The following is a 23849-nucleotide window of genomic DNA, read 5'->3' as shown; positions in this document are numbered from 1 at the left end:
GCCGCCCCCTGCCGTGCGGCCCCCGGGCATACTGCCCGGGGAGCTTGCGCATGCTCTACTGCGCCGTTCAGGCGCCACGCAAGACGGCGCGCTGCGCCACTCAGCACGATAGAAGGTCCTCATGGAGGCGAAGGATCCTGCGGCGGCCGCGCATCTGCACGGTTTGGACATCAGTCATGTTCACGCCCTGTACGCCTTGCTGAGCGAGCGGTCCGTCACCGGCGCCGCCCAACGACTTGGCCGCACCCAGCCCACACTGTCCGCGGCTCTGGCCCGACTGCGCCGGCACTTCTCTGACGAACTGCTGACCCGGGTGGGCAACCACTACCAGCTCACACCGTTCGCCGAGCAACTGCGTCCGCTGGTGGCCGTGGCCGTGGCCGCCGTCGAGCGGGTATTCGCGGCCCAGTCCGAGTTCGACCCGGCCACATCCGACCGGGTGTTCACCATCGTCTCCTCCGACTACGGCATCAGTGTGGTCGGCGCTGCGCTGGTGGCACGCCTTCAGGAACAGGCTCCTCGCGCGTGCGTACGTTTCGAGCCGGTGACACCCGAATCTCTCAGCCGCAACCCCGACTTCTACCGCACCCTCGATGGGGTTCTCATGCCCCAGGGCTACATCGATTTGCCCCGACAGATCGACCTGCACCGTGACCGCTGGGTCTGTGTGGTGGCAGCCGACAACCCACTCGTCGGGGACCACCTGACGATGGAGAACCTGAACACACTGCCCTGGGTGACGACATTCCACGACCCGCTGGGCCGGGCGCCGGCGTGGCGCCAGATGGAATTACTGGGTGTCACTCCACGGGTGTGCGGGATCGCTGACTCCTTCCTGGCCATGCCCCAACTGGTGCGCGACACACGAGGGATCGCGCTGGTTCAGGAGCGACTGGTGGCGCCTTTCGTCGACGCTTTGAATCTGCGGGCACTGGAATGTCCTTTCGACGTCGTCCCGCTGGTCGAGGCTTTCTGGTGGCACCCGATGCATGACAGCGACAGCGGACACCTCTGGCTGCGGGACACACTGCGTGACCTCGCGCGAGATCTCTCTGCTTCTGAATAGAGCGCATCTATATCCGGCATCGTCATTATTGGCTTCCTTTCGCTTGGTGGGCGGCTCAGGATATTTCGTGTCATCACCGATGTGAGAGGCACGCTTGATGGTCACCACGAGCCGCACATCCCCAACGGATGTGCATGCCCATGTATGGCTTCCCGAGGTTCACCACCTGGCCGAAAGCCATCCTGGATTCCTCACCTTTACAGACCTGGAACTATTGCGGTCGGGCCTGGATTCTGCCGCGGTGAGCGAAAAAGCTGTCGCCGAGCGCTGGCCGCAGCTCACCGAGCTCAGTGAGCGGCTGACCGTCATGGACAGTGCTGGAATCGACGTGCAGGTCGTTTCCGTAGTGCCGACCCAATACCACACCTGGGCCCCGGCAGCACTGGCCGTGGAGATCGCGCAGGCTACCAATGAAGGTGTCGCACGACACTGTGCACAGCAGCCGAAGCGGCTGGTCGGCCTGGGCGCGGTGCCGCTGCAGCACCCGGAGCGGGCCACGGACTGCCTGGAGCACGCCGTCCTGACCTGTGGCCTGCGCGGTATCCAGATACCGTCCCACACCCTGGATGCGCACACATCAGCCACCGTGGAGCTGTCCGACCCGCGCCTGGACTCCCTGTGGCGGCGAGCCGAAGAACTCGGAGCGGTCATCTTCCTGCACCCGTGGGGGTGCACCCTGGATGAACGTCTGAACCGCTGGTATCTGTCCAACTCCGTAGGCCAGCCGGTTGAGCACGCGGTGGCCCTCTCCCATCTGATCTTCGGTGGGGTGCTGGACCGTTTCCCACGACTGCGACTGATCGCCGCCCACGGCGGCGGCTATCTTCCCACCGTCCTGGGCCGCGCCGACCATGCGTGGGCGCATCGTCCTGAAGCCCACTCCTGCGCCCAGCAGCCCAGCGCCTATGTGAAACGGCTGTGGTTCGACTCCCTCGTCTACACCGCCCAGGGCCTGCGCAATCTCGTGGCCGCAGCAGGCGCGGAAAGGGTTCTGCTGGGCTCGGACTACCCCTTCGACATGGGCGTGACCGACCCTCTCGACCGCCTGCAGGCTGCGCGGCTGAGTGCTGACGACACCGCCCGGATCACCTTCGCCAATGCGGCTGAGCTCGGCCTGGTGCCACAGCCGAACGAGGAGAGGAGGCGACCGTGAGCGCCATCATCACCGTCGCACCGACAGGTCCCATCGCCACCAAGGCCGACAACCCTGGATTGCCCACCCAACCCGAGGAGATCGCCGAGGCCGTTCACCGGGCCTATGAGGACGGTGCCTCGGTCGCCCACATCCACCTGCGCGACCCACAGGACCGCCCTACCGCCGACCTGTCCATCGCGCGCCGGACCATGAACCTGATCCAGGAGCGTTGCCCTATCCTCATCCAGCTGTCCACCGGTGTCGGCTTGAGCGTGCCGTTCGAGGAGCGTGCCAAGCTGGTCGAGCTGCGCCCGGAGATGGCCACTCTCAACCCGTGCAGCATGTCCTTCGGCGCCGGGGAGTTCCGCAACCCGCCCGCCGGGGTGGAGCGCCTTGCGGCCCGCATGCGGGAGCTGGGTGTCAAGCCGGAACTGGAGATCTACGACACCGGTCACCTCGAGGCATGTCTGCGACTGCGTGACAAGGAACTGCTCACCGGACGTCTCCAGTTCAGCATCGTCCTCGGTGTACGCGGGGGCATGGCAGCCACCCCCGCCAACCTGACCCTGATGGCCCAGCGCCTGCCCGATGACGCCATCTGGCAGATCATCGCCATCGGCCGCCGCAACCTGTCCCTCACGGGCATCGGCCTGGCCCTCGGTGGCAACGCCCGCGCGGGGCTGGAGGACACCCTCCACCTGCGCAGAGGCGAACTGGCCCCCGACAACCGGCCCCTGGTCCAGCGCACCGTGCGCCTGGCGAAGGCCCTGGACCGGTCTGTCGCCGATGTCGGGCAGGCTCGAAAAATCCTCCTTCCCACCCAGCACTGAACCTCTATGGCTGCGCATAACCCCGAATGAAAGAGAGCGACATGTCAACCGCTTCGGACCCCGCTGAAATCCTCCGCACGCGCTGGTCCTCGGATGAGGAGGCTGATCGTTTCACTGTCGACAATCCCGCGACCGGTGCCCCGATCGTCACCATCCAGGGAGCCGGGGGCAAGGAGGTGGACCAAGCCGTCACCACCGCTTACCAGGCCCACTTCTCCTGGAAGGCCCGCACCCCGCGAGAGCGGGGCCGCTATCTCCACCAGATCGCCCAGGCAGTGCGCGAGCACGCGGACGAGATCGCCGCACTGGAGTCCAGCGACAACGGCAAGCCCTACACCCAAGCCCGCGGCTTCGACCTCGAAGCCTGCATCGCCATCTTCGAACTCTTCGCCAGCCTCTGCGAAGTCATGCCCAACCAGGTACGCGACGCCGGCTCGACCCTGGACATCACCACCCTGGAACCCTACGGCGTCATCGCCGCCATCGTCCCCTTCAACTGGCCACCCCTGCACACCGCCGGCAAGCTCGCCCCCGCCCTCGCCACAGGCAACGCCATCGTCATCAAACCCCCGGAGCAGGCCCCACTGTCAGTAATGCGCGTGGTGGAAATCGCCCAGTCCATCCTCCCCGACGACGTCATCCACATCCTCCCCGGCCTCGGCCCCGTCGGAGCCCACCTCGCCGCCCACAAACTCATAGGCAAGATCTCCTTCACCGGCGCCCCCACCACCGGCTCCGCCGTCCTGAAGACCGCCGCCGACAACCTCACCCCCACCCTCATGGAACTCGGCGGCAAAAACCCCTTCCTCATCTTCGAGGACGCCGACCTCGAATCCACCCTCCGGTGGGCCATCGAAGGCGGCTACTTCAACCAGGGCGAAGCCTGCACAGCAGCCTCCCGCGTCCTGGTGCACCACAGCATCCACGACCAAGTCGCCCAACGCCTCGCCCAGGCCGTCACCCGCCTGCGCGTCGGCAACGGCACCGACCCCTCCACCCACATCGGCCCGCTGGTCACCCCCACCCAGCAACAGCGCGTCCAGGACTACATCAACATCGGCATCGCCGAAGGCGCCACCCTGGCCGCCCAGGCCGACCTGCCCACCGACCCCACCCTCACAAACGGCTACTACGTACCACCCACCCTCTTCACCAACGTCACACCCGACATGCGCATCGCCAACGAAGAAATCTTCGGCCCCGTCGTCACCCTCATCCCCTTCGACACCGAAGAAGAAGCGATCAACATCGCCAACGCCACCGACTTCGGACTCGTCGCCGGCATCTTCACCCGCGACTTTGAACGCGCCCTACGCGTCAGCCGCAACATCTCCGCCGGAATGATCTTCATCAACAACTACAACCGCGCCTTCACCGGAACCCCCTTCGGCGGCGTCGGCCACAGCGGCTACGGCCGCGAACACGCCCTCGAAACCCTCCACGAATTCGGCTACAGCAAAAGCCTGCGCCTCCCCTCCGGCCAAAGCGACATCCCCCGCTGGACCCCCTCCCTCGACGTCTTCGACACCTCACCGACCAAGGATGAGTCATGACACAGAGAACAAACGCGTCGGCCTCCGACGAGGCGCTGCGCCGACGCGCCCTGCGCAAGGTCACCTGGCGCCTTGTGCCCCTGGTACTGCTCATGTACACGGCCGCCTTCCTGGACCGCGTCAACATGGGCACCGCCGCCCTGACCATGAACGCCGACCTGGGACTGACCGGCGCTGCCTTCGGATTCGCCACGGGCATCTTCTCCGCCGGCTACATCGCCCTTCAGATACCCAGCAACCTGGCGCTGCACCGGTTCGGCCCCCGCCGCTGGCTGGCCCTGCTCATGGTGTGCTGGGGCGCCATCGCCACCTGCACCGGCTTCATCCAGGGTGAGGGCTCCCTGATCATCGCGAGAATTCTCTTGGGGGCCGCCGAATCCGGCTTCCTCCCGGGCATGCTCCTCTACCTCACCTTCTGGTTCGCGCCGTCCCGCCGCGGCATGATCAGCGTCCTGGCCAGCCTGCCCCTCTACGGCATCATCGGCACCCCGCTGTCCGCAATCATCCTGCAGCACACCCACAACCTGTGGGGTCTGGCCGGCTGGCGCTGGATGTTCATCCTGGAAGGCATCCCGTCCATCCTCATCGGCCTGATGGTCCTGGCCTGGCTCACCGACTCCCCCGCCCAGGCCCGGTGGCTGACAGACGAGGAACGCGCCGCTGTCCAGGAGGCCGTCGGCACCGTCCCCACCACCTCGGAGCGGACCCGCATCAAGCTGGCCGATCTCACCGAACGCCTCCGCGACGCGCGGCTGCTTACCTTCGCGGTGGCCGTCGGATTCCTCTGGGTGGGATTCGCGGCCCTGACCGCCTTCCTGCCCCTCATCATCGCCGGGTTCGCGGACCGCTTCAACACCCACCTCAGCCTGGTGCAGACCGGGCTGCTCGCCTCCGTGGTCTACGTCCCGGCCGTCGCCGTGGCCCTGCTGTGGGCCCGCAGCTCCGACCGCCGCGGCGAACGGGTCGTGCACTCGGCGGCCGGCGCCCTGCTCTCCGCTCTCGGCACGGTGATCGCCATCAACAGCGACAGCCTTCCGGTCACCCTGCTCGGCACCATCATGCTGGCCGCGGGTATCTACGCCAGCCTCAATCTGATGTGGCAGCTGCCCATCGGACACCTGGTCTCCGGCGTCGCCATGGCCGTCGGCATCGCCTTCACCACAACCCTCGGCAATCTGGCCAGCTTCGCCAGCCCCTACATCGTCGGCTGGCTGCGGGACACCAGCGGTAACTACGACAGCGGTCTGTACTTCGTGGCCGCAGCCCTCGTCGCATGCGCCGTGCTCACCCTCCTCGCCAACCGTGTCCCTCCGCCCCGGTCGGCGGCAGCCCCCGCGACCGACCTCGTCGAGGCCACCCCCACCCCGTCCACCCTCAGTCACTCGGCGGAAGGTTCGTGATTCATGCTCATCATCGACCACATCTCACTCGGCACCCAGAACCTGTACGAGGGTACGGAACGGCTCTGCGATGAAACCGGGCTCGGGCAGTACGAAGGCGGATGGTTCCCGGGCCTCGGCATCGCCAACCGCATCGTTCCCCTCGGCGGGGACCAGTACATCGAGGTCGAGAGCGTCATCGACGCGTACTCGCCCCAGCACAACCCCGTCGACAGGTGGTTCTACGACCAGATAGCCGACGGCGACGTGTACATCGGCTGGTGCCTGCGGGTGGACACGCGCGAGGAGCTGGAAGCCATCGCCGCCCGGCGCGGAACCGAGATCCTCGAGACCGGGATCCGCAAGCGGACCGACGGCACCATGTCAGCCCCGGCACGCACCCCCGACACCGTCTACTGCTGGCGGCGTGGCCTGCCCAACGTCTTCCACCTCCCGGAGATGGCGACACACCCCGCCCGCCAGCCCTGCGAACAGCGGGTGAGCCCCCAGGGCATCGCTTGGATGGAGGTGGGCGGCACACAGGAGGACATGGTGTCCTGGCTGGGCGACGAGGCCAAGGACCTGCCACTGACCTACAACGGCGAACGCCCTGGCCTGTACGCCGTCGCCGTTGACACCCCGCAGGGGCAGATCGTGATCCGGCGACCCGCGGTCACTCCCTGGTCCGACCTCACGCCCACGGGGGAGAGCCGGAAGCTTGGGCGGGCTGACTGACGCCGACCAGGCAGTACAGGCCGACCGGTATCGCGATCGCCCGGCCTCCAGCTGATGAGGACCGCCGAGTCCTCGGAGATGGACGCGGGCGCCATCCGCGTCCAGGTCCAGCCCGGTGATCCCATACCCGCGCCGGACGGTCACCCCGAGCCCTGGGCCTGCCGTGGTGGTGCGTCAGCCATCCTTCCAACTCCTGCTCAAAAATGGCCAAGAAGTGCGGTGCGCCCAACGTAGGTCAGTCACCAATACCCGAGGGAAGGAAGCGGCCGTGAGCCAGCTCACCCGTGCCAACGTGGTTCAGGCCGCCCTGGACGCGCTGGAAATGAAGGGGCTGGAGGGCCTGTCCGTCCGGGTTGTCGCCGACCGCCTCGGCGTCCGTGTGAACACCGTGCTGTGGCATGTCAAGACCAAGGCACGGATACTGGCTCTCATGGCGGACGCCATCGTCGGCGAGATCGACTACGGCGGCCTACCAACCGTGACACAGGAGCGGGTAAGGGAATTGGCACACCGATACCGGCAGGCGTTGCCGGCCCACCGTGACGGCGCTGCCCTGGTCACCGGCACCTATCCGGCCGAGCCGCACATCTCGCGCTTCGCGGAGTACGTCGTCAGGCACTGCTCGAGGCGGGCATCGGCGAGAAGGAGGCGGCCTGGACCGCGTGGACGGTGATCTACTTTGTGGTCCGCCGCCGGAAGCCGTCACCACCTCTTCCGCCATGCCGGTTGTCCTTCCCCGCTCCGTGCCTGCGATCTGCGACAACGCTTCGCTGAGCGCCTTTGCCTCTCACGATGTTGTCAGGCCGCTACTGTGGCTGGGCACCCCGGAGCACGCGGGTCCCGCGGCGGGTCCATCAGGACACCGTCCCGAGCTCCCGGAGCCGGGCCCTGGCCGTCGTCACCAGATGCGGGCGGTCCGTGCGCAGGCCCAGCAGGGCCACCCGGACCCAGAGGAAGTCGCCAGTTCCACGATGTGCTCGCGCATTCCCTCCCGTACCGTGCCGCCCTGTCCCCGGTACGCGGCGAGCAGCGCGTCCAGGACGGCGGACCTGCCCTTGCCGTGCTGATCGTCGACGGCCCCCCAGTGCCCACGCGGGATCATACGGTTGCCGAGCAGTCGAAGAACTACCGGTACTCGACCAACCACCAGGTCGTCATCGACGCCGATACCCGACTCGTCGTCGCCGTCGGCCGACCGGTCACGGGCAACCGCAACGATTGCAAGGCGTGGGAACTTTCCGGTGCGAAGGCCGCCGTCGGCCGGGCCACGGTCATCGCGGACGGCGGCTATCGGGGCACTGGCCTGCTCATCCCGCACCGCCGTGAACGCGGCCAGACCGAACTGCCGGCTTGGAAAGAGGAGCACAACACCTGCCACCGCAAGGTCCGGGCCCGCGTCGAGCACGCCTTCGCGCGGATGGAAGCATGGAAGATCGTGACTTGGAACTTCTTGATCGCTGACATCGGCGCACCATAGCAGGCGGACTCCGCCGCTCATTTCCCCAGACGGATCCGCCCTGAAGGGTGCCAATATTCCGATCAGGCTGCTGAGCTGGGTGTTTCGTGTGGATGGTGAGGCAGCCGGGGTGACGTGGTGTGGTACTCGTTGAGCAGTCCGCCAAGTACCTGGTGACGCCTGACCGTGGTAGCGGGTAGGGGGATGACGTCCGGATGGGCTCGGCCGGGCTCTGGAATCGAGGTTCTGCAGGTAGCCGCGACTGGGTCACGCGGGAGTTCGCGCGGCCACGTGAAAGTCCGTTGCTGCCCGTTCGCTCCCGACCGTCCCCGCTCGCCGCTGGCGCAGGGCGACCATCCGCGGGCCGTAGCCACAGGGCGGTCGCCTCCCGCTCTGAGCCATGAGGGTCCCACCTGGCACAGGTCGTAAGGACCCTGCAGGGCCGTCCAGTTGATCCAGGCCGGTGACGTAGGGCCAGGCGGGGCACGGCTGCTGGCGGATCTCGCCGATGCCGCCGGTCTGAGCGCGGCGTACGCCGCCGCGCTCAGACCGCTTCGGCCGCGCGGGACCGGACATGACCCGGGCTGGCACGCCGGGAATTGAGGGGCTGGGCCGCAGCTCGGATCAGCATGCGGGATCCTCTTCGGGCCGCAGCATCGCCGAGATTGCCGCGGCCACTTCCTCGGGATGTGACAGTGGCGAGAGGTGACTGCTGGGGAGCTCGGTGACGACGGCTCCGGCGCGTGTGGCGAACCAGCGCTGCAGTTGGGGATCGAGAATCCGGTCGTGGGCGGAGAGGACGTAGCCGCAGGGGAGGTGGTGCCAGGCGCCCGCAGAGGCCGGGGCCGTCAGGCAGGCTCCATGGGTAGGCTTCTGCACGGCGGCCAGGCTCCGGGCAAGGCGGGGCGGAAGGTCGTGGGCGAGTGCGTCACCGAACAGTTCCGGGTCCACGTCCGACCAGCCGTCCGCAGCGAACCGCAAGGCCACGCGGCCTGGCATCTCGGCACCCTTGTCGCTCAGCATGCCGATGGTCTCCCCCTCGACAGGCACGTAGGCGGCCACGAAGACCAAGGAGTTGACCTTGGGATGCTCAAGTGCCGCGCCGGAGATGACGGTGCCGCCGTAGGAGTGTCCGACGAGGGTGACCGGTCCTTCCAGCGCGTCGATGTGCCGACGGGTCCAGGCGATGTCGTCCGCGAGTGAGGTCATCGGCAATTGGACGGCCAGTGCTTGGTGGCCCTGTTCGTGCAGGTGGCCTATGACCTCCTGCCAGATCGAGCCGTCACTCCAAGCACCGTGGACCAGCACTACATTTCCCATTTCGCACGTCCTTTTGTCATGACTGTCTTGAGTGATTCCTGCCGGCCCGGCGGAGGTTCGGAGGTTTGAGTTCCTCCGACATGAGACCGGTACACGCCGCGATCACGTACGAGACGGTGGTGTTCTTTCAATGTCTCGACGTTGAACGGGTGAGGTGACGAAGATCGACTCACAGCGCAACTTGTGAGTGCGCCAGACGACTTCGCGCAACGCATCCGTGACCTTCCCGGTGGCCGTCAGCCGCTCGGCGTGTCCGCCTGCAGGCCGATCTCAGAGCGCCGTGGGGTCAGCCCGTCGCCGGAGCCCGGCAGCTCGCGGGCGGCGGCCGCGCCCGCGCCCTGTTCGCCGTCCTGTCTCCCACCAGTTCCGGAGCACTGCGGCCACAGCGACACGAGCGCGAGGCAGCCGAAGGCGCTGGCCTGCAGGAGAAGCGCGCCGGTCAACAGCCCGGTGAAGGAGGCGTTGCGCAGCAGCGCCAAGTCCAGCATTCGGGTTTCGCCGCGGCGGGCGATGCGGTGTTCCACCACCACGAAGGCCACGAGGGCGAGCGCGGCGACAGGGTAGGAGACAAGAGTGCCGGGCGAGCCCCAGCCGCCGTCGGACCTCGGATGAGCCCGTAAACGAGGGCGCCGGCGGCCACGCTGAAGGTCGCGGCCCCGAAGAGGTCGATGCGGTTCTTCCGGCCGCCCGCGGCCCGCCGGTCGGCAGCCATGAAGCGCCGGGTCAGAACGATGGCTACGACCGCGACGGGCAGGTTGATCCAGAGGATTACGGGCCAGCTGATGTGCCGCGTCAGGACGCCGCCCAGCAGCGGACCCGCCGCCGCTGCGGCCCCGTTGGTCGCACACCACAGCCCGGAGGCCGTACCGCGGTCCCGCCCCTGGTAAGAGGCGAGCAGCCGAGTGGGAGCGGTGGCGAACATGGCGGCTCCGCCGATGCCCTGCACAGCCCGGGCGGCGATGAGCACGCCTGCATCGGGAGCGAAGCCGCACACGAGCGAGGCGATGGCGAACAGTGCGAGCCCCGCCCACATGGGCTCGCCGGTGCCCATAGCGGTCGGCGAAAGCGCCGGCAGCGAGCATCAGCGCCGCCAGAGCCAGCGCGTAGGCGTCGATGACCCACTGCAGCGACGCGAAGGACGCGCCGAGGTCACGGGCCATGCTGGGCAGCGCCACGTTCACGATGGTGACGTCCACCAGCAGGATGCACGCGCCGAGACAGACCGCCATGAGCGGTCCCCACTTACGCATGTCGTCATTTCCATTCAGGGATCGGGGAACGGACCGAAGCCCCGGTCCTCGACAACTGTTGACGGCGTGCACGCGATCAGGAAACTCGCACGGCCAAATTTGCACGTATTCCCTAGAATCGATGTCGTGAAGACGTATCTCGACAGTCCCGACCGTGTGGGGCTTCACCTCACCGATGAAGACCTGGCCCTGGCACACGCCCTCCAGCTCAACGGCCGCGCCTCCTTCACCGAGATCGCGGCCGTGCTCGGCGTCTCCGACCAGACCGCGGCTCGCCGCTTCGCCCGCCTGCGCACCACCGGGAAACTGCGCGTGCTGGGTCTGACCGACCCGTTCCGGCTGGGGGACCTGTCGTGGTTCGTGCGCGTGCGGTGCACTCCGGACGCATCCGCCTCCATCGGCTCGGCGCTGGCCCGGCGCACGGACACCACCTGGGTCAACCTCACCTCGGGGGGAACGGAGACGATGGCCGCGATTCGCGCCCGCGGGCCCGGCCTGGAGGAGCCCTTCCTGGTGCAGAAGCTGCCCCGCACCCCCCGAGTGGTCGACGTCTCCGCGCACTGCGTCCTGCATGTGTTCTTCGGCCAGGACCTCGGCTTCATCAACAAGAGCGGACCGCTGACCGACGCACAGGTCGCCGCACTGACCCCGCGGCCGCCGGACGGAGGGCGGACAGCCGGCTCGGAACCCGTCGTGCTGGACGACCGCGACCGACTGCTGCTCGACCTGCTGGCCCGCGACGGAAGGGCCCCGGTGGGCGAACTGGCCGCGGTCACCGAGCTGTCCGAGTCCACAGTGCGCCGCCGCATCAACGATCTACGCGCCGAAGGCGTGCTGTACTTCGACGTGGACTACCACCCCGACGTCCTGCACCGAAAGCTCAGGATCGCGCTCTGGCTGGAGATCGACCCCGCGCGCCTGGCCGAGGCAGGCGCGGCCCTGGCGGCGCATCCCGAGGTGTCCTTCGCCGCGGCGGTGACCGGCGCGACGAACCTGTACGCGAGCATCCAGGTGGAGTCGGCGCAACTCTTGTACCGCTACCTGACCCAGACTGTGTCCGGACTGCCCGGACTGCGGCACACGGTGACCACGCCCATCCACCGAACCCTCAAAGGCCCGGGCCCATACCCGCTGCCACCGGAACTACAACTGAGCGTGTTGTGATGCTCTGGCCTCGAACACTGCCACGCACGTGATCCCCCGTTCGAGACCTCTGGCGACACGAAGCACGTCTCCTGCCAGCGCAGGCCGAAGGATCTCTCCACGCGCCTCCAGCACTCGATCAACAGTTACTGTCTGTCAAGTCGGATCGCACACCACGCGGGCCGATGCGTTCCGTGGCAGCCGATTCCGTCGTTTCTTCGGTGGTCACAACCGGCCGGTACGCGCGATCACCTGGCTGGCGAAGTCGAGCATCTGGTCAAGGCTGGTGAACATCGCGAAGGCATCGAAGTACGCCTCATCAACGCCGGACTCGGCGTACCGCTGCAACGTGTCCGCGAGCGAGCCGACGGACGTGCCCGGTTCGAGGTTGATCCGCATGGCCGTCTTCAGCGCGTCGGGATCGCGGCCGGCGTCCTGCGCCGCTCGGCGCGCGATCGACCACAGGCGGTCGGCGCCCTCGTCCCGACCGTTGACCGACGCGGCGGCCGGCACCGGCCCGTCGAACCCGAGCCAGCCGACCCCGCTGCGGCCGACCCGGCGCATCGCGGCCTCGCTGGCACCGCCGACCCAGATGGGTGGCCCGCCCGCCTGGACCGGACGCAGGTCGGCGTGGACCGGTGGCAAGGTGAAGAACTCGCTGTCCCAGGACACGGGATTGGTCGTCCACCACGCGTGCAGGAACGCCAGCATGTCATCGAGCATCTTGCCGCGCCGGTGCCAGTCCGCGTTGCGGGCGATGTCGTACTCCTGCTTCATCCACCCCAGCCCCACACCAACGCCTAGGCGGCCGTCGCTGAGCACGTCGAGCGTGGTCAGCAGTCGGGCCAGGTGCGGCGGCTCGTAGTAGAACGTGCTGAGCGTGCTGGTGTTCAGGCGTATCCGGCTGGTCGCCGCCGCGGCGACGGTCAACAGCAGCACCGGATCGAGGGAGCGGGTCATCTGCGGCCCCTGGCCCAGATAGCTGCTGTCCACATCAACCGGCGTGACCAGACGATCGCCGATCCACAGGGTGTCGTAGCCAAGGTCCTCGAGTCCGCGGCAGAACGCGCTCAGGCCGGGGGCGCCGCTGATGGCGGGCCCGACAATGGGAATCACTAGACCGAGCTTCATCGCGGGAGTCTCCTCAAGCAGGATCATTCGCCAACTTTGATATCCGACATCAGCGAGTCGGTGATCCATCAACCATTGTCAGGGCGCGCGCCGCCCTGTTCGCCGACTGCTCGGCCCCGGGGGCTCAGCCGGTGAATTCGGTGATGCTGAGGGCGAAGTCCAGGTTCCCCACCCCGTGGTTGGCGAGGCCCACCGTGACCACGCCCGCTCCTTCCAGCCAGTGCGCCATTTTCAGGCCGCCGACGTCCAGCGGGCGCAGCCCGAGGCTCTCGACGAACGCCTCCACACTTGCCTTGGCCTGCGCGTTATCGCCGGCGATGAAGACGTCCGGCCGACCCTTCTCCAGGACATGGCGGAAGATGGTGTTGAACGCCTTCACCACACTGGCGCCGGCCGGGGCCGCCTTGGCGACTTCCTGCGCGATCGAGGTCTCCTCACGGTGGGCCAGCCCGTCGAACGTGGAATTGAAGGGATTGCTGATGTCGACGATGACCTTGCCCGCGAGAGCGTCTCCGTACTGCGCGACGACCGGCACGACACCGTCGTACAACAGGGCCACGATGACGATGTCCCCGGCCGGGGCGGTGCCCCAGTCTCCCGTCGTGGCGCCGCCGCCGAGAGCCTTGGCCAGGTCAGCGGCCTTGGACTGATCGCGGCCCATGACCTCGACGGTGTTGCCGCCCGCTATCGCCCGCGCTGCGATGGTGCGGGCCATGTTCCCGGTGCCGATGATGCTGATGTTGCTCATGAGATGTCCTGCCCTGGTTGTGGTTGTTCGGTTTAGATGGCGGTGGTGCCGCCGTCGGCGACGAGTTCCATGCCGTTGACGTAGCTGGAGTCGTCGGAGGCGAGGAAGAGGGCGGCGGTGGCGATTTCGTCGGGGCGGCCCATCTGGCCGCGAGGGATGAGGGACTCGAACTGGCGCTTGGTGGCCTCGTCGAAGAGTTCTTCCTGCTTGGCGGTGGCGACCTGGCCGGGGGTCAGGACGTTGACGCGGATGCGGCGGTCCTTGAGTTCGTTGAGCCATACGCGGGCCCAGGCCTGCTGGACGGCCTTGCTGCCGGCGTAGACGCTCCAGCCGGGGAAGGCGCCGAGGGAGGCGTTGGAGCCGGTCATGAGGATGGAGCCGCCGTCGTTGAAGAGCGGGAGGGCCTTTTGGACGGTGAACAGGGTGCCGCGGGCGTTGAGGTGGAACGCGGCGTCGAAGTGGGCCTCGGTGATCTCGCCGAGCGGGGCGGGCTCGCCCCCTCCGGCGCTGGCCCACAGCACGTCGAGGCTTCCCTTCTCCCGCTTGACGGTGTCGTACAGGCGGTCCAGGTCGTCCAGGTCGGCGGCGTCGCCCTGGACGCCGGTGACGTTGCGGCCGATCTGCTTCACGGCCTCGTCCAGGGCGTCCTGGCGGCGGCCGGTGATGAAGACGTGCGCTCCCTCGTCGACGAACAGCTTCGCGCCGGCCAGTGCCATGCCGGTGGTGCCGCCGGTGATGACCGCTACCTTGCCCTCGAGCTTTCCCATAGTCATTCCCTTGGGTCGGTGGTGCCGTGTGCACCTGGGGTGACGATGTTAAGTACACCGCCCTGTGTGCTTACGGTACGGGGCGGGCGACAGGGATGCAAACTATGTACACCGGTCGTTATCCAGCTGGGGTACCATGGACCCATGACGGAGTTGGAGAAGGGCCCCACGGGCCGCCGCCGCGGCCGGGGCGCCCGCGAGCGCATCCTCAGCGTGTCCCAGCAACTGTTCCGCGAGCAGGGCATCAACCGCACCGGCATGAACGAGCTCTGCGCGGCGGCCCAGGTGTCCAAGCGCACGGCCTACCAGCACTTCACCGGCAAGGACGAACTCGTCGCCGAGTACCTGCGCCGGTTCGACCCCTCTGTTCTGTCCGGCGTGTTCGACCGCACCGACCTCACGCCCCGCGAACGGCTCCTCGCCGCCTTCGACATCCCCCCCACCACGCCCATGTGCCCCTACATCGGCGCCGCCGTCGAACTCCACGACCCCCAGCACCCCGCATCCCAGTACGCGCGCGACTACAAGAAAGCCGTCGCCGCGCGGCTCGCCGACACCGCCCGCGAAGCCGGCGCCGCCGACCCTGAACAGCTCGGCGAGCAGCTCGCGCTGCTCATCGACGGCGCCGCGGCCCGCACCCGGGTCCTCAACGCCGACGCCTTCCCCACCGCCGCCGCCATCGCCGCCGTCCTCATCGACAACGCCATCCCCGCGTCATCTCCTCGGCAGCCCAGCGATGACCGCGGAACTACCGGGTCTGCTCCCGTTCCGCTGGGAGGCCAATGACGGCCCGATCGCGCCTCCTCGGCAGGAAGACGACGTCGAGTTCGGCGCGGCCGGAGCGGTAGCTGCCGGGACTCGGGCTGGAGAGCGGGTCGCGAGATCCGGCCGCGGCCATCCGTACGTATCGTCGGACTGGAGCCGTCGGCCAGCAGGCTCTACTGGTGCTGGTCTATCTACATAAGGGCGAGCCGTTCGCCGAGGTCGGCGCCGGGTTCGGCGTGTCGACCACGACGTGCCGGCGGTATGTGAACGAGACAGTCGAGTTGCTGGCCAGACGAGCACCGAAGCTGCGGGCGGCATTGCGGAAGGCGAAGCGTGACGGACTGGCCCATGTGATCATCGACGGCACGAACCCGGACCACCCACCGCCACCGACAACACTCGCATCCATCGACGCGATCGACTCGGCGGCCTCACCCACGAGTACACGCAGGTCGCATAGAGTGACACCGTTTCGCACCCACACGGTCGACCAGTCATCCGGGCACCTGATCACGTGGCGCTCGATCTCGTCGCGCAGGCTACGCGTAGGAGCGCCCCAATCGCCGAACATGTCATCGCCCAGGTCCCATAGGCGGTGCGCTTGCCGAGAATGTCATCCTCCCTGGTCGGAGGCCTGCACCGGACCCCACACTCGCCAGCCGCGGTCGCTCGAGTCGGCGCTCTCGCGTAGCCGTTGTCCACGCGTCATGATGATCGATCGTGCTGCTACGACTGGCCTACCTCGGTGTGACGAATACCTTCGCGGTGCTGCGTTTGCTGCCGATGAGTGGCCGGGACAAGGATGTAGAGATCCTGGCCCTGCGCCATCAGATCGCGGTCCTGGAACGCCAACTCGGCAAGGGCAAAGTCCGGTTCAGCTCAAGCGACCGGGCGTTCCTGGCGGCGCTGCTGCACCGGCTGCCGTTACCCGCCCTGCGGCGGGTGCGGCTGCTCGTGCGTCCTGACACGGTGCTGCGCTGGCATCGCGACCTCGCCAGGCGCCGGCATGCCGCCTTATCCCGGCCCAACCGACCCGGCCGACCTCGTACGGTGCGCTCTATCCGGATTCTGGTACTGCGTCTGGCGAGGGAGAATCCAAACTGGGGCTACAGGCGTCTGCACGGTGAGCTGCTCGTGCTCGGCGTGAAGGTGTCCGCCTCGACCGTCTGGAAGATCCTCAAGGACGCGGGCGTCGATCCAGCGCCCGACCGGATTTCCAGCACGTGGGCCGACTTCCTGCGCTCCCAAGCCGACGCCCTCCTGGCCGGCGACTTCTTTGAGACGGTCACCTTGTCCGGCACGCGGATGTACGTACTCGCGGTAATCGAACACAGCAGTCGCCGCCTCCGGATCCTGGGCGCCACCGCACACCCGACCACCTCCTGGGTAACGCAAGCTGCGAAGAACCTGGTCATGGACCTCGAGGACGTCGGCTGCCGGGCGCGATTCATGATCCGCGATCGGGACGGGAAGTTCCCCCAGCTGTTCGATGCCGTCCTCAAGGACGCAGGGATCGAGGTCGTCCTCACTGGCATCCAGATGCCGAGAATGAACTCGGTCATGGAAAGGTGGGTGCAGACCTGCAGACACGAACTCCTGGACCGGACCTTGATCTGGAACCAGCGGCACCTCCTCCACGCCCTGCGAGAGTTCGAGCAGTTCTACAACTTCCACCGACCACACCAAGGCATCGCGAACGCCCGACCGCTACACCCGCTGCCCTCACCAATCGACGATCCGGACAAGTTAAGCAACCTCGACATACGACGCCACGACCGCCTTGGCGGCATCCTCCACGAATACAAGCATGCCGCGTGACCTGCACGGATGAAGTATTCGGCAAGCACAGGGTGAGTGGGGTCGTATCGGCATTGCGAATTACTTCGGTAAGCGGCAGCTGACCCTGACTGCTTGCGCCAAGACTCGACATATAGCCTGACTCGCCTGCCGCTCTTTATTTTCGCAGGTCAGAGGCCATGTTTTCTCGCCAAACAAAGCATCCGGGTCGAATTCGGGTCCGCGTATTGTCATCCCTGTCTGCTGTCCATACAACAGATCCGGGCATTCCGGGCGTTAAAGGTGGTCCAACGCCGGTCTGTAGCCGGACATTCAGGCGACGGATGAATCGGAAGTACATGTACGAGGTGTCAGGTGCAATCTGGAACAGGATATTCTGCCTATCAGAACAACGTGAGTGGCGTCGTGGCCAAGTCGATGAAGAACCCGCCGACGTACGGCGTGACCAGCGTGGACCACGCGCTGCAGCTGGCAGTCATCCTGCAGGCCGAGGGATCTCTTACCGTCTCCGAGGCGGCTCGGCGCATCGGCGTGGCCCGATCCAGCGCCCACCGCCTCTTGTCCACCCTCGTCCACCGCGATTTCGCTGTGCAGAACGACGACCGCAGCTACGGGGTCGGCCCGGTCCTGGAGATCGCAGACAAGGCGCAGTCGGACGTCTCGGCCATCCGCGCCGCCGCCCTCGGCCCGCTGTGCACCCTCGTCGACACCCTCAACGAGACCGCGAATCTCAGCATCCGCACCGGCCACACCGTGAGGTTTGTCGCCTCGGTCGAGTGCTCACAGGCCCTGAGAATCGGAAGCCGCGAGGGCATGGTCTTCCCCGCACACCAGGTGACCGGTGGCCTGATCACGCTGGCGGAACTCACCGACGACGACCTGACCATGCTCTACGCGCACGCCCCGACCGACGGAGCCGAGGAGCGGCCCGGAATTGGCCGAGCTGCGCGCCGAGCTCAGAGCCGTCCGGAACAGCGGATCGCCGTCAACCGCGAACGCTCCGAGCGAGGACTCGTCGCCATCGGGCGCGGAGTGACCGATGCGAGCGGGGCCACGATCGCGGCCTGTCGGTCTCCATGCCGAGTGTGCGGCATTCGGCGGGCCGGGTGAAGGAGATCGTGTCGGCACTGACCGTGGCGGCGGACAGGATCTCTGTCGAGATGGAGGGGGAGGCTGGTGGAGCACTCAGGTCAGAAATCGTGGGCCGAGGCCAGCCAGTTCCCGAAGGGGGCCGGAGTCTCCTGTCCCCGACCGCCGGACGGCCGCGTCTGCAGGCTCTGCTCCGCCCAGATCGTCTTGCCCTTGGTGGTCTGGCGTGTTCCCCAGCGTTCGCTGAGTTGGGCGACCAGGAGCAGACCGCGGCCGCCCTCGTCGTAGATGCGGGCCCGGCGCATGTGAGGTGCCGTGCTGCTGCCGTCCGAGACCTCGCAGATGAGGCTCCTGTCGTTGATGAGGCGCAGTTGGATGGGCGGTTCCGCATAGCGGATGGCGTTGGTGATCAACTCGCTGACGACCAGTTCGGTGACGAAGACGGCGCTTGCCAACCCCCATGCCTCCACCTGGCGTCCGGCTTGCTTGCGGATGCCGGCAACGGCGGCCGGGTCAGGGTTCACTCCCCAGGTGGCGACTTGTGAGGCGTCCAGCGCCCGGGTGCGGGCGATGAGCAGGGCGACATCGTCGGTCGGCCGCTCAGGCAGCATGCTGCTCAGAATCGTGTCGCACAGAGCGTCCAGCGAGGGCGCCGGACGGTTCAGGACTTGGCGTAGTCTAGAGATGCCTTTATCGATGTCGAGGTCCCGCGATTCGACAAGGCCATCGGTGTAGAGCGCGAGCAGACTGCCTTCCGGTACGTCGACCTCCACCGCCTCGAAAGGCAGGCCACCCAGGCCCAACGGGGGTCCCGCGGGAACATCGAGCAGTTCCGCGCCTCCGTCGGAACTCACCATCAGCGGGAGCGGATGCCCGGCGCGGGCGAGAGAGCAACGGCGTGAGGCGGGGTCGTACACGGCGTAAAGGCATGTCGCCCCGACATCCCCTGCGGATTCCGTGCCCCCCGCAGGCGGCTCCCCGCCCGACCCTTCCACCTCGGTCGAGAGTCGGCCCACCAGGTCGTCGAGGTGAGTGAGCAATTCATCAGGGGGTAGATCGATGTCGGCCAAGGTCCGCACGGCGGTGCGCAGACGCCCCATCGTCGCCGAGGCGTGGATGCCGTGGCCCACGACATCGCCCACGACCAGCGCCACCCTGGCCCCGGACAGCGGGATCGCATCGAACCAGTCCCCGCCCACCCCGGCTCGGCCACCGGCCGGCAGGTAGCGCGAGGCCACGTCCACAGCAGCCTGTTCGGCCAACCTCTGCGGCAGCAGACTGCGCTGCAAGGTCACCGCCGTGTCGCGTTGCTGCGTATAACGCTGGGCATTGTCGATACAGACGGCGGCCCTGGACGCCAGCTCCTCGGCTAGGACCAGGTCGTCCTGCTGGAACGGTTCGGTGTGCCGGTGACGGACGAAGACGGCCACGCCCAGGGTCGTTCCGCGCGCGGACAGAGGCACCGTCATCGCCGAGTGGACTCCGAGCTCGCGGACTCTGGCGGATCGGACGGGGTCCCGTGCGATCCACTCGGCGAGCCCGGTATCGGTCATCTGGTGCAGGGCCGCACGCCCTGATCGAAGACTCTCCACCGGTGGGGAGCCTTCCGGGTAGGCATCCACCTCTCCCGGAGCCACGACCACCTTGGGGATGCCCGGATGGACGGACTGATGGGCGATACGCCGAAGTGCGAGCGGCCCGCTGGTTCCCGGCGTATCTGCGAACGGCTCGTGCACGGTATCGGGAAACGCCAGCAGGTCGACGCCGACGAAGTCGGCGAGTTCCGGGACTGCGATGTCCGCCAGTTCCTGCGCTGTCCGCGTCACGTCGAGCGTGCTGCCGATGCGCTTGCTGGCCTCGGTGATCAGCTGGAGTCGTTTGCGGGCCCAGTACTGCTCGGTGATGTCGCGCGCGGAGAGACAGACACCGCGGATTCGGCCGTTGTCGTCCCGCAATGGTCCCTGGAAGACCGCCCATGCGTGCTCACGGATTTCACCCGGAGTCCGCAGAAAGTGTTCGCGATAGGAGGGCTCGCCCGTATCCAGCACCCGCTTCATGTCCTCGTCCCCCACCTCCCCCTCCTCGTTCCCCAGAATCTCGGCCGGACGCAACCCGCGAAGGTAGTCCTCGGTGAGGGCAAGTGCCTGTTCCATGTAGTCGTTGGCCACCTGCAAACGGCGCCCGGTGTCGTACAGCGCCAGAGCACAGCAGGGGGATTGCGCGAAACTCCAGCCCACCAACGCCTTGTCGTCCGGCTGAGGAAGGAGCACGGGCGGGGCACAGAGCACCAGCCATTCGCCGTCGCCGGGCTCCGTCAATCGGTGGTGGGCGACCACTCTCCTGTCCAGGCGCCGGCCGTCCCGATGCCTCAGCGCGAGCTTCCCGTGCCATCGTGGAAGCGTGGCGAGCGGCGGCAGGCCGTCTGCCGGGGGATCTTCGGCGAGTAGGGCGGACGCCACCCGGCCCAGGATCTGGGCCGGTGAGTACCCCAGCAGGTGTTCGGCGCCTTCGTTCCACCCGGTGACGGTGCCGTGCTCGTCGACAATGGCCTGTGCGGTCAGCGCCTCACCAACCACGTCGCTGTCATCGAGGGGGCTCGTTTCCTGACCGGGAGTATCACGCCGCTCCATGGTCGCTCATCTCGCTCTCGTTGAGATCTTCGAGATCCTCACACCGTTGAGAACTTCCTTTGCTTTGGATGGGCGCCGCCCGACCACCGTGGGCTACCCGCGAGCGAATGTATACGCGAATATCACCACATACACGAATTAAGAGTACATGCGCATTTGACATCAGCCTGCTTTGCTGGCGAGTGGCCTGCGCAGCACGTTGCACTGTGCCTGCCGGTGGTGACGATCACGCACCGGCTTGTCGCCACCGGTGTCGCCGACGGTCGCCTCGTCCCGCCCGGTGGCGTAGCGATACGACGCCTGAATCACGGTCCGAGCGACGTCCAGCTCCGCCTCGGTACGCGGGCCGTAGACCATGACGAGATGGAGTTTGGTCGGAGTACCGGGGGGGGTGCCGCTCTCCCCAACCCTTACCGATCGGTTCGCCCTCGTCCTCGAGGGTCAGCATCGGGTGCAGGCTGCCGTCGGGATGGATGTGCGCGAACTCTTCGTCCATCCGCGGCGGCAACAGCAGCGCTCCATCTGCCAGGGCGACGCCGTCCAGGAAGAGCCCCACCGCGGCCAGCTCCTTAGGGTCGCCAAGATCGTGATCAATGAGAGGGAAAGGGGCTCATGCGCCCGGTTCTTCTCGGCGAGGACGAGACCGTTCCGCATATTCGCCCTGGTCTGACATTCTGGCTGACGTGAATGGCCAGGATGCCATCTGGTCACGGAGAGTCGTCGCGCACAGCGGAAATCGTGGGCCTGAGTGGAACCTTGCCGGCTGACCGGGAATCAGTCCTCGCCCCCTCGGTCTGCCGGCGTTCTTTGGTCAGTGTCGTGCCTGCGTCACGCTGGCAATGGAGGCAGCATGGGAACTTTTGTGGCGGACGCTGCGGCGTACCGAATGCTGGACGACCTCGTCGGTGCAAGCACCGAAGGCGTCGCCGTCATCGACGCCGAGGGCTCCTGTATCTATGCGAACGAGACCGCGCGGCACCTGCTCGCGGCCCAGGACCCCGGGGATCTCACCAGGCTGCTCAGGGACGCATCCCTGCATGTGACCCGGTTGCCGTTCGTCAGCGCGGGGCGAAGCCTTACCGCTTTCCTGTTTCACGACGCCGAACGAGTGGAGCGCCAGCTCCACAAGGTGGCGGCGTTCGCACGCACCGCCGCGCGGATCGCTTGTCGTGGGCCACTGCAGGAAGTACTGGACCGCGTCGCGGTGGAAGCGCGCAACGCGACGGGTGCCCTGGCGTGCTCGATCATCCTCCTGGAGCCGGACGGATTCCGTGTGCGCCTTGTCGGCACCGCCGGTCATACCGACGACTACATCGATCGGCTGACGCGCTCCGTGGAGCTCGGCGCCCCGCTGGCGTCGTTCGACGCGTTCCGGACCGGGCGCCCGGCGCGCCGTGATCGGCTGCACGAGTTGGCTGAGCGAGACCCCCGTTACGCGCCGTTCGTGTCCGTGATCGAGCAGCATGGCTGGGACGATGTCGTTGCTGTGCCGACGGTCGTCCAAGGGCGCAGCGTGGGCGTCCTCACCTCCTTCTTCAGCGAGGACGAGCGACCCACCGAGGATGACATCACCTTCCTCGTCGCACTCGCCGATCAGACCGCGACTGCGGTCGACAACGCCAACCTTGTCGCGGAGCTGCAGCTGGCGGCCGCGGCGGCGGAGCGCCAGAATCTCGCCATCGATCTCCACGACTCGGTGTCGCAGGCCCTGTTCTCCTTGATCATCCAGAGTCGGGCGCTGGCCATGCGGGCCCGCGGCCACGAACCGGGTGGAGAAGCAGGCCTGCTCGACGCGATCAGTCGGCTGGAGTCCACCGCCGAGGAGCTGCAGCGCGAGATCCGGGCACTCCTGCGGCAGATGCAACCGGAGAATCCCCGATCACAAGGTTTCGGCGAGGATCTCGCCGCCCTGCGCGACCGACTCGCGCAGCTCACGCAGGGTGACTCGCCGGAGCTGCGGCTTGAGCTGCCCGAAGGGGACTTGCCTCCGGTCGAGGGGGCGACCCGGCAGGAACTTCTGCGGGTACTCCAGGAGGCTGGTACCAATAGCGTGCGCCACGCTGCAGCCACGGAGATCACGATCAGGCTGACCGCCGCCGACGACTTTCTCGTCGCCGTCGTCGAGGACAACGGCGTCGGCTTCCGCAAGGTCTCGCACTCGCCCGGCCATCTCGGTCTGCAGAGCATGACCCGCCGCACGGCGCGCCTGGGTGGTCAGCTGGACATCGACACTTCGGTGACCGGCACCGCCGTCCGCGTGACCCTTCCACTGCGGTCGCACAGCACCAGGGCGGAGAAGTGACCACCCCGGACCGGGCGACGATCAGCGTCGTTGTGGTGGACGACCATCCACTGGTCCGGCTCGGCCTCCGCTCGTTTTTCGAACCGGTCGACGGAATCGAGGTGGTCGGTGAGGCGGGCAGTGGAGCGGAGACAGAGGGTGTCCTCGACGAGCTGGTGCGACGGGGGCAGCCGCCGGACGTCGTACTCATGGACATCCTGATGCCCGAGGGGGACGGCATCGCGACGACGGCCGTCCTCCGCCGCCGCCATCCCGGTGTCGCAGTAGTCGCGTTGACGAGTTTCGAGGACGCGGACTACGTCCGCTCCGCGTTGCGGGCCGGCGCGGTAGGCTACGTCCTCAAGGACGGCAGCCCGGACAGTGTTCTCTCGACTGTGCGCTCCGCGGCCCGCGGCGAACAGCACATCGACGTCTCGCTCGCACTGAAGCTCGCGGAGCCGCCCCCTGTGGACAGCTCTCGGCTGACCGCTCGCGAACAAGAGGTCCTGGCACTGGTGGGCGAGGGCAAGTCGAACCAGCAGATCGCCACCGCCCTCTTCATCACCGAACGCACCGCGCGGACCCATGTCAGCAACGTGCTCCGCAAGTTGGGCCTGTCCTCCAGAACTCAGGCCGCACTGTGGGCGGCTCGTGACGGTCGGCAACTGCCACGCCGACCGTAAATCGGGCTTCCTGCTGACGACGCCTCCTGCCACCCTGCTCGGGCTACGTCAAACGTCTCGGGTCACCTGCTCGATCGAGTTCTCTGGCGAG

General features: G+C 67.3%; 21 protein-coding genes and 4 pseudogenes. 15 read left to right on the top strand and 10 right to left on the bottom strand.

Translation table 11 applies throughout. The annotated features are described in order from the left end of the window. Positions 1-121 precede the first annotated feature (121 nt). From ACMTAK_RS40640 to ACMTAK_RS40605, 8 genes and pseudogenes are all read left to right on the top strand, one after another. On the top strand, positions 122-1066 hold the full coding sequence (locus ACMTAK_RS40640; RefSeq protein WP_413810769.1) for a LysR family transcriptional regulator: 945 nt from the start codon (positions 122-124) through the stop codon (positions 1064-1066). Positions 1067-1163: 97 nt separating this feature from the next. Further along, positions 1164-2219: an amidohydrolase family protein gene (locus ACMTAK_RS40635; protein WP_413810768.1), complete on the top strand. Its 1056-nt coding sequence runs from the start codon at positions 1164-1166 to the stop codon at positions 2217-2219. Continuing rightward, a complete protein-coding gene (locus ACMTAK_RS40630; RefSeq protein WP_413810767.1) occupies positions 2216-3031 on the top strand; it encodes a beta-keto acid cleavage family enzyme in 816 nt (271 codons plus the stop codon). The genes ACMTAK_RS40635 and ACMTAK_RS40630 overlap by 4 nt, the downstream gene beginning before the upstream one ends. Before the next feature lie 41 nt (positions 3032-3072). After that, a complete protein-coding gene (locus tag ACMTAK_RS40625) occupies positions 3073-4584 on the top strand; it encodes an aldehyde dehydrogenase family protein (RefSeq protein WP_413810766.1) in 1512 nt (503 codons plus the stop codon). Beyond that, positions 4581-5984 (top strand): MFS transporter, encoded by a 1404-nt coding sequence (locus tag ACMTAK_RS40620; protein ID WP_413810765.1) that lies wholly within the window; start codon positions 4581-4583, stop codon positions 5982-5984. The genes ACMTAK_RS40625 and ACMTAK_RS40620 overlap by 4 nt, the downstream gene beginning before the upstream one ends. Before the next feature lie 3 nt (positions 5985-5987). After that, positions 5988-6698 carry a VOC family protein gene (locus tag ACMTAK_RS40615; protein ID WP_413810764.1) on the top strand — a complete coding sequence of 237 codons (711 nt, stop codon included), beginning with the start codon at positions 5988-5990 and terminating at the stop codon, positions 6696-6698. Between the two features lie 268 nt (positions 6699-6966). Next, positions 6967-7371 (top strand): TetR/AcrR family transcriptional regulator C-terminal domain-containing protein, encoded by a 405-nt coding sequence (locus ACMTAK_RS40610; RefSeq protein ID WP_413810763.1) that lies wholly within the window; start codon positions 6967-6969, stop codon positions 7369-7371. A 387-nt stretch (positions 7372-7758) separates the two neighbouring features. Continuing rightward, positions 7759-8136: pseudogene (locus tag ACMTAK_RS40605) on the top strand (transposase); the annotation flags it as partial. Between the two features lie 642 nt (positions 8137-8778). Here the strand turns inward: ACMTAK_RS40605 and ACMTAK_RS40600 are convergent. The 4 genes and pseudogenes from ACMTAK_RS40600 to ACMTAK_RS40585 form a co-directional block, all read right to left on the bottom strand. After that, on the bottom strand, positions 8779-9474 hold the full coding sequence (locus ACMTAK_RS40600; RefSeq protein WP_413810762.1) for an alpha/beta fold hydrolase: 696 nt from the start codon (positions 9472-9474) through the stop codon (positions 8779-8781). Positions 9475-9710: 236 nt separating this feature from the next. Continuing rightward, positions 9711-10013 carry a hypothetical protein gene (locus ACMTAK_RS40595; RefSeq protein WP_413813287.1) on the bottom strand — a complete coding sequence of 101 codons (303 nt, stop codon included), beginning with the start codon at positions 10011-10013 and terminating at the stop codon, positions 9711-9713. Continuing rightward, on the bottom strand, positions 9914-10507 hold the full coding sequence (locus ACMTAK_RS40590; RefSeq protein ID WP_413813148.1) for an MFS transporter: 594 nt from the start codon (positions 10505-10507) through the stop codon (positions 9914-9916). Before ACMTAK_RS40590 ends, ACMTAK_RS40595 begins: the two co-directional genes overlap by 100 nt. A 13-nt stretch (positions 10508-10520) precedes the next feature. After that, positions 10521-10703, bottom strand: a pseudogene (locus tag ACMTAK_RS40585) (MFS transporter); the annotation flags it as partial. A 147-nt stretch (positions 10704-10850) separates the two neighbouring features. Here ACMTAK_RS40585 and ACMTAK_RS40580 point away from each other — a divergent pair. Further along, the gene (locus ACMTAK_RS40580; protein ID WP_413810761.1) at positions 10851-11888 is read left to right on the top strand and encodes an Lrp/AsnC family transcriptional regulator; all 1038 of its coding nucleotides are present in this window, start codon (positions 10851-10853) and stop codon (positions 11886-11888) included. A gap of 204 nt (positions 11889-12092) precedes the next feature. Here ACMTAK_RS40580 and ACMTAK_RS40575 read toward each other — a convergent pair whose 3' ends face one another. The 3 genes from ACMTAK_RS40575 to ACMTAK_RS40565 are packed head-to-tail and all read right to left on the bottom strand — an operon-like array spanning position 12093 to position 14513. Beyond that, the gene (locus ACMTAK_RS40575; RefSeq protein WP_413810760.1) at positions 12093-13067 is read right to left on the bottom strand and encodes a TIGR03619 family F420-dependent LLM class oxidoreductase; all 975 of its coding nucleotides are present in this window, start codon (positions 13065-13067) and stop codon (positions 12093-12095) included. A gap of 55 nt (positions 13068-13122) precedes the next feature. Continuing rightward, entirely contained in the window at positions 13123-13746 is a 624-nt protein-coding gene (locus tag ACMTAK_RS40570) for an NADPH-dependent F420 reductase (protein ID WP_413810759.1), read from the bottom strand. A 32-nt stretch (positions 13747-13778) separates the two neighbouring features. Then, positions 13779-14513 (bottom strand): SDR family NAD(P)-dependent oxidoreductase, encoded by a 735-nt coding sequence (locus ACMTAK_RS40565; RefSeq protein ID WP_413810758.1) that lies wholly within the window; start codon positions 14511-14513, stop codon positions 13779-13781. 144 nt (positions 14514-14657) lie between these two features. Here ACMTAK_RS40565 and ACMTAK_RS40560 point away from each other — a divergent pair, with 144 nt between their 5' ends. The 4 genes and pseudogenes from ACMTAK_RS40560 (at position 14658) to ACMTAK_RS40545 (ending at position 18185) form a co-directional block, all read left to right on the top strand. After that, positions 14658-15299 (top strand): TetR/AcrR family transcriptional regulator, encoded by a 642-nt coding sequence (locus ACMTAK_RS40560; RefSeq protein ID WP_413810757.1) that lies wholly within the window; start codon positions 14658-14660, stop codon positions 15297-15299. A gap of 140 nt (positions 15300-15439) precedes the next feature. Then, a pseudogene (locus ACMTAK_RS40555) lies at positions 15440-15646 on the top strand (helix-turn-helix domain-containing protein); the annotation flags it as partial. 352 nt (positions 15647-15998) lie between these two features. Further along, positions 15999-17096: a helix-turn-helix domain-containing protein gene (locus ACMTAK_RS40550; protein ID WP_413810756.1), complete on the top strand. Its 1098-nt coding sequence runs from the start codon at positions 15999-16001 to the stop codon at positions 17094-17096. Between the two features lie 372 nt (positions 17097-17468). Continuing rightward, a complete protein-coding gene (locus ACMTAK_RS40545) occupies positions 17469-18185 on the top strand; it encodes an IclR family transcriptional regulator (RefSeq protein WP_413810755.1) in 717 nt (238 codons plus the stop codon). 80 nt (positions 18186-18265) lie between these two features. Here the strand turns inward: ACMTAK_RS40545 and ACMTAK_RS40540 are convergent, their stop codons facing one another. The 3 genes and pseudogenes from ACMTAK_RS40540 to ACMTAK_RS52730 all read right to left on the bottom strand — a co-directional run. Then, positions 18266-20794: a SpoIIE family protein phosphatase gene (locus tag ACMTAK_RS40540; RefSeq protein WP_413810754.1), complete on the bottom strand. Its 2529-nt coding sequence runs from the start codon at positions 20792-20794 to the stop codon at positions 18266-18268. Positions 20795-20956: 162 nt separating this feature from the next. Beyond that, entirely contained in the window at positions 20957-21151 is a 195-nt protein-coding gene (locus tag ACMTAK_RS40535; protein ID WP_413810753.1) for a hypothetical protein, read from the bottom strand. A gap of 40 nt (positions 21152-21191) precedes the next feature. Beyond that, a pseudogene (locus ACMTAK_RS52730) lies at positions 21192-21290 on the bottom strand (luciferase domain-containing protein); the annotation flags it as partial. 390 nt (positions 21291-21680) lie between these two features. On the opposite strand from ACMTAK_RS52730, the gene ACMTAK_RS40530 reads away from it, so the two are divergent. Both ACMTAK_RS40530 and ACMTAK_RS40525 read left to right on the top strand, forming a co-directional pair. Next, positions 21681-23096 carry a GAF domain-containing sensor histidine kinase gene (locus ACMTAK_RS40530; RefSeq protein WP_413810752.1) on the top strand — a complete coding sequence of 472 codons (1416 nt, stop codon included), beginning with the start codon at positions 21681-21683 and terminating at the stop codon, positions 23094-23096. Further along, positions 23093-23758, top strand: a complete 666-nt coding sequence (locus ACMTAK_RS40525; RefSeq protein WP_413810751.1) for a response regulator — start codon at positions 23093-23095, stop codon at positions 23756-23758. The genes ACMTAK_RS40530 and ACMTAK_RS40525 overlap by 4 nt, the downstream gene beginning before the upstream one ends. Positions 23759-23849 lie beyond the last annotated feature (91 nt).

Source organism: Streptomyces lacaronensis (assembly GCF_047337785.1).
In the GTDB taxonomy this organism is placed as follows: Bacteria; Actinomycetota; Actinomycetes; order Streptomycetales; family Streptomycetaceae; genus Streptomyces; species Streptomyces lycopersici.
Note: the sequence above shows the minus strand (reverse complement) of the source record. Positions and strands in the feature narration are given on the sequence as shown.

Coding starts and splice junctions, on each gene's coding strand:
- ACMTAK_RS40635 (WP_413810768.1), top strand. CDS start 1,164: ATGGTCACCACGAGCCGCACATCCCCAACGGATGTGCATGCCCATGTA.
- ACMTAK_RS40600 (WP_413810762.1), bottom strand. CDS start 9,474: ATGGGAAATGTAGTGCTGGTCCACGGTGCTTGGAGTGACGGCTCGATC.
- ACMTAK_RS40640 (WP_413810769.1), top strand. CDS start 122: ATGGAGGCGAAGGATCCTGCGGCGGCCGCGCATCTGCACGGTTTGGAC.
- ACMTAK_RS40575 (WP_413810760.1), bottom strand. CDS start 13,067: ATGGATCACCGACTCGCTGATGTCGGATATCAAAGTTGGCGAATGATC.
- ACMTAK_RS40535 (WP_413810753.1), bottom strand. CDS start 21,151: ATGGTCTACGGCCCGCGTACCGAGGCGGAGCTGGACGTCGCTCGGACC.
- ACMTAK_RS40590 (WP_413813148.1), bottom strand. CDS start 10,507: ATGTGGGCGGGGCTCGCACTGTTCGCCATCGCCTCGCTCGTGTGCGGC.
- ACMTAK_RS40625 (WP_413810766.1), top strand. CDS start 3,073: ATGTCAACCGCTTCGGACCCCGCTGAAATCCTCCGCACGCGCTGGTCC.
- ACMTAK_RS40620 (WP_413810765.1), top strand. CDS start 4,581: ATGACACAGAGAACAAACGCGTCGGCCTCCGACGAGGCGCTGCGCCGA.
- ACMTAK_RS40540 (WP_413810754.1), bottom strand. CDS start 20,794: ATGGAGCGGCGTGATACTCCCGGTCAGGAAACGAGCCCCCTCGATGAC.
- ACMTAK_RS40560 (WP_413810757.1), top strand. CDS start 14,658: ATGACGGAGTTGGAGAAGGGCCCCACGGGCCGCCGCCGCGGCCGGGGC.
- ACMTAK_RS40530 (WP_413810752.1), top strand. CDS start 21,681: ATGCTGGACGACCTCGTCGGTGCAAGCACCGAAGGCGTCGCCGTCATC.
- ACMTAK_RS40565 (WP_413810758.1), bottom strand. CDS start 14,513: ATGGGAAAGCTCGAGGGCAAGGTAGCGGTCATCACCGGCGGCACCACC.
- ACMTAK_RS40615 (WP_413810764.1), top strand. CDS start 5,988: ATGCTCATCATCGACCACATCTCACTCGGCACCCAGAACCTGTACGAG.
- ACMTAK_RS40570 (WP_413810759.1), bottom strand. CDS start 13,746: ATGAGCAACATCAGCATCATCGGCACCGGGAACATGGCCCGCACCATC.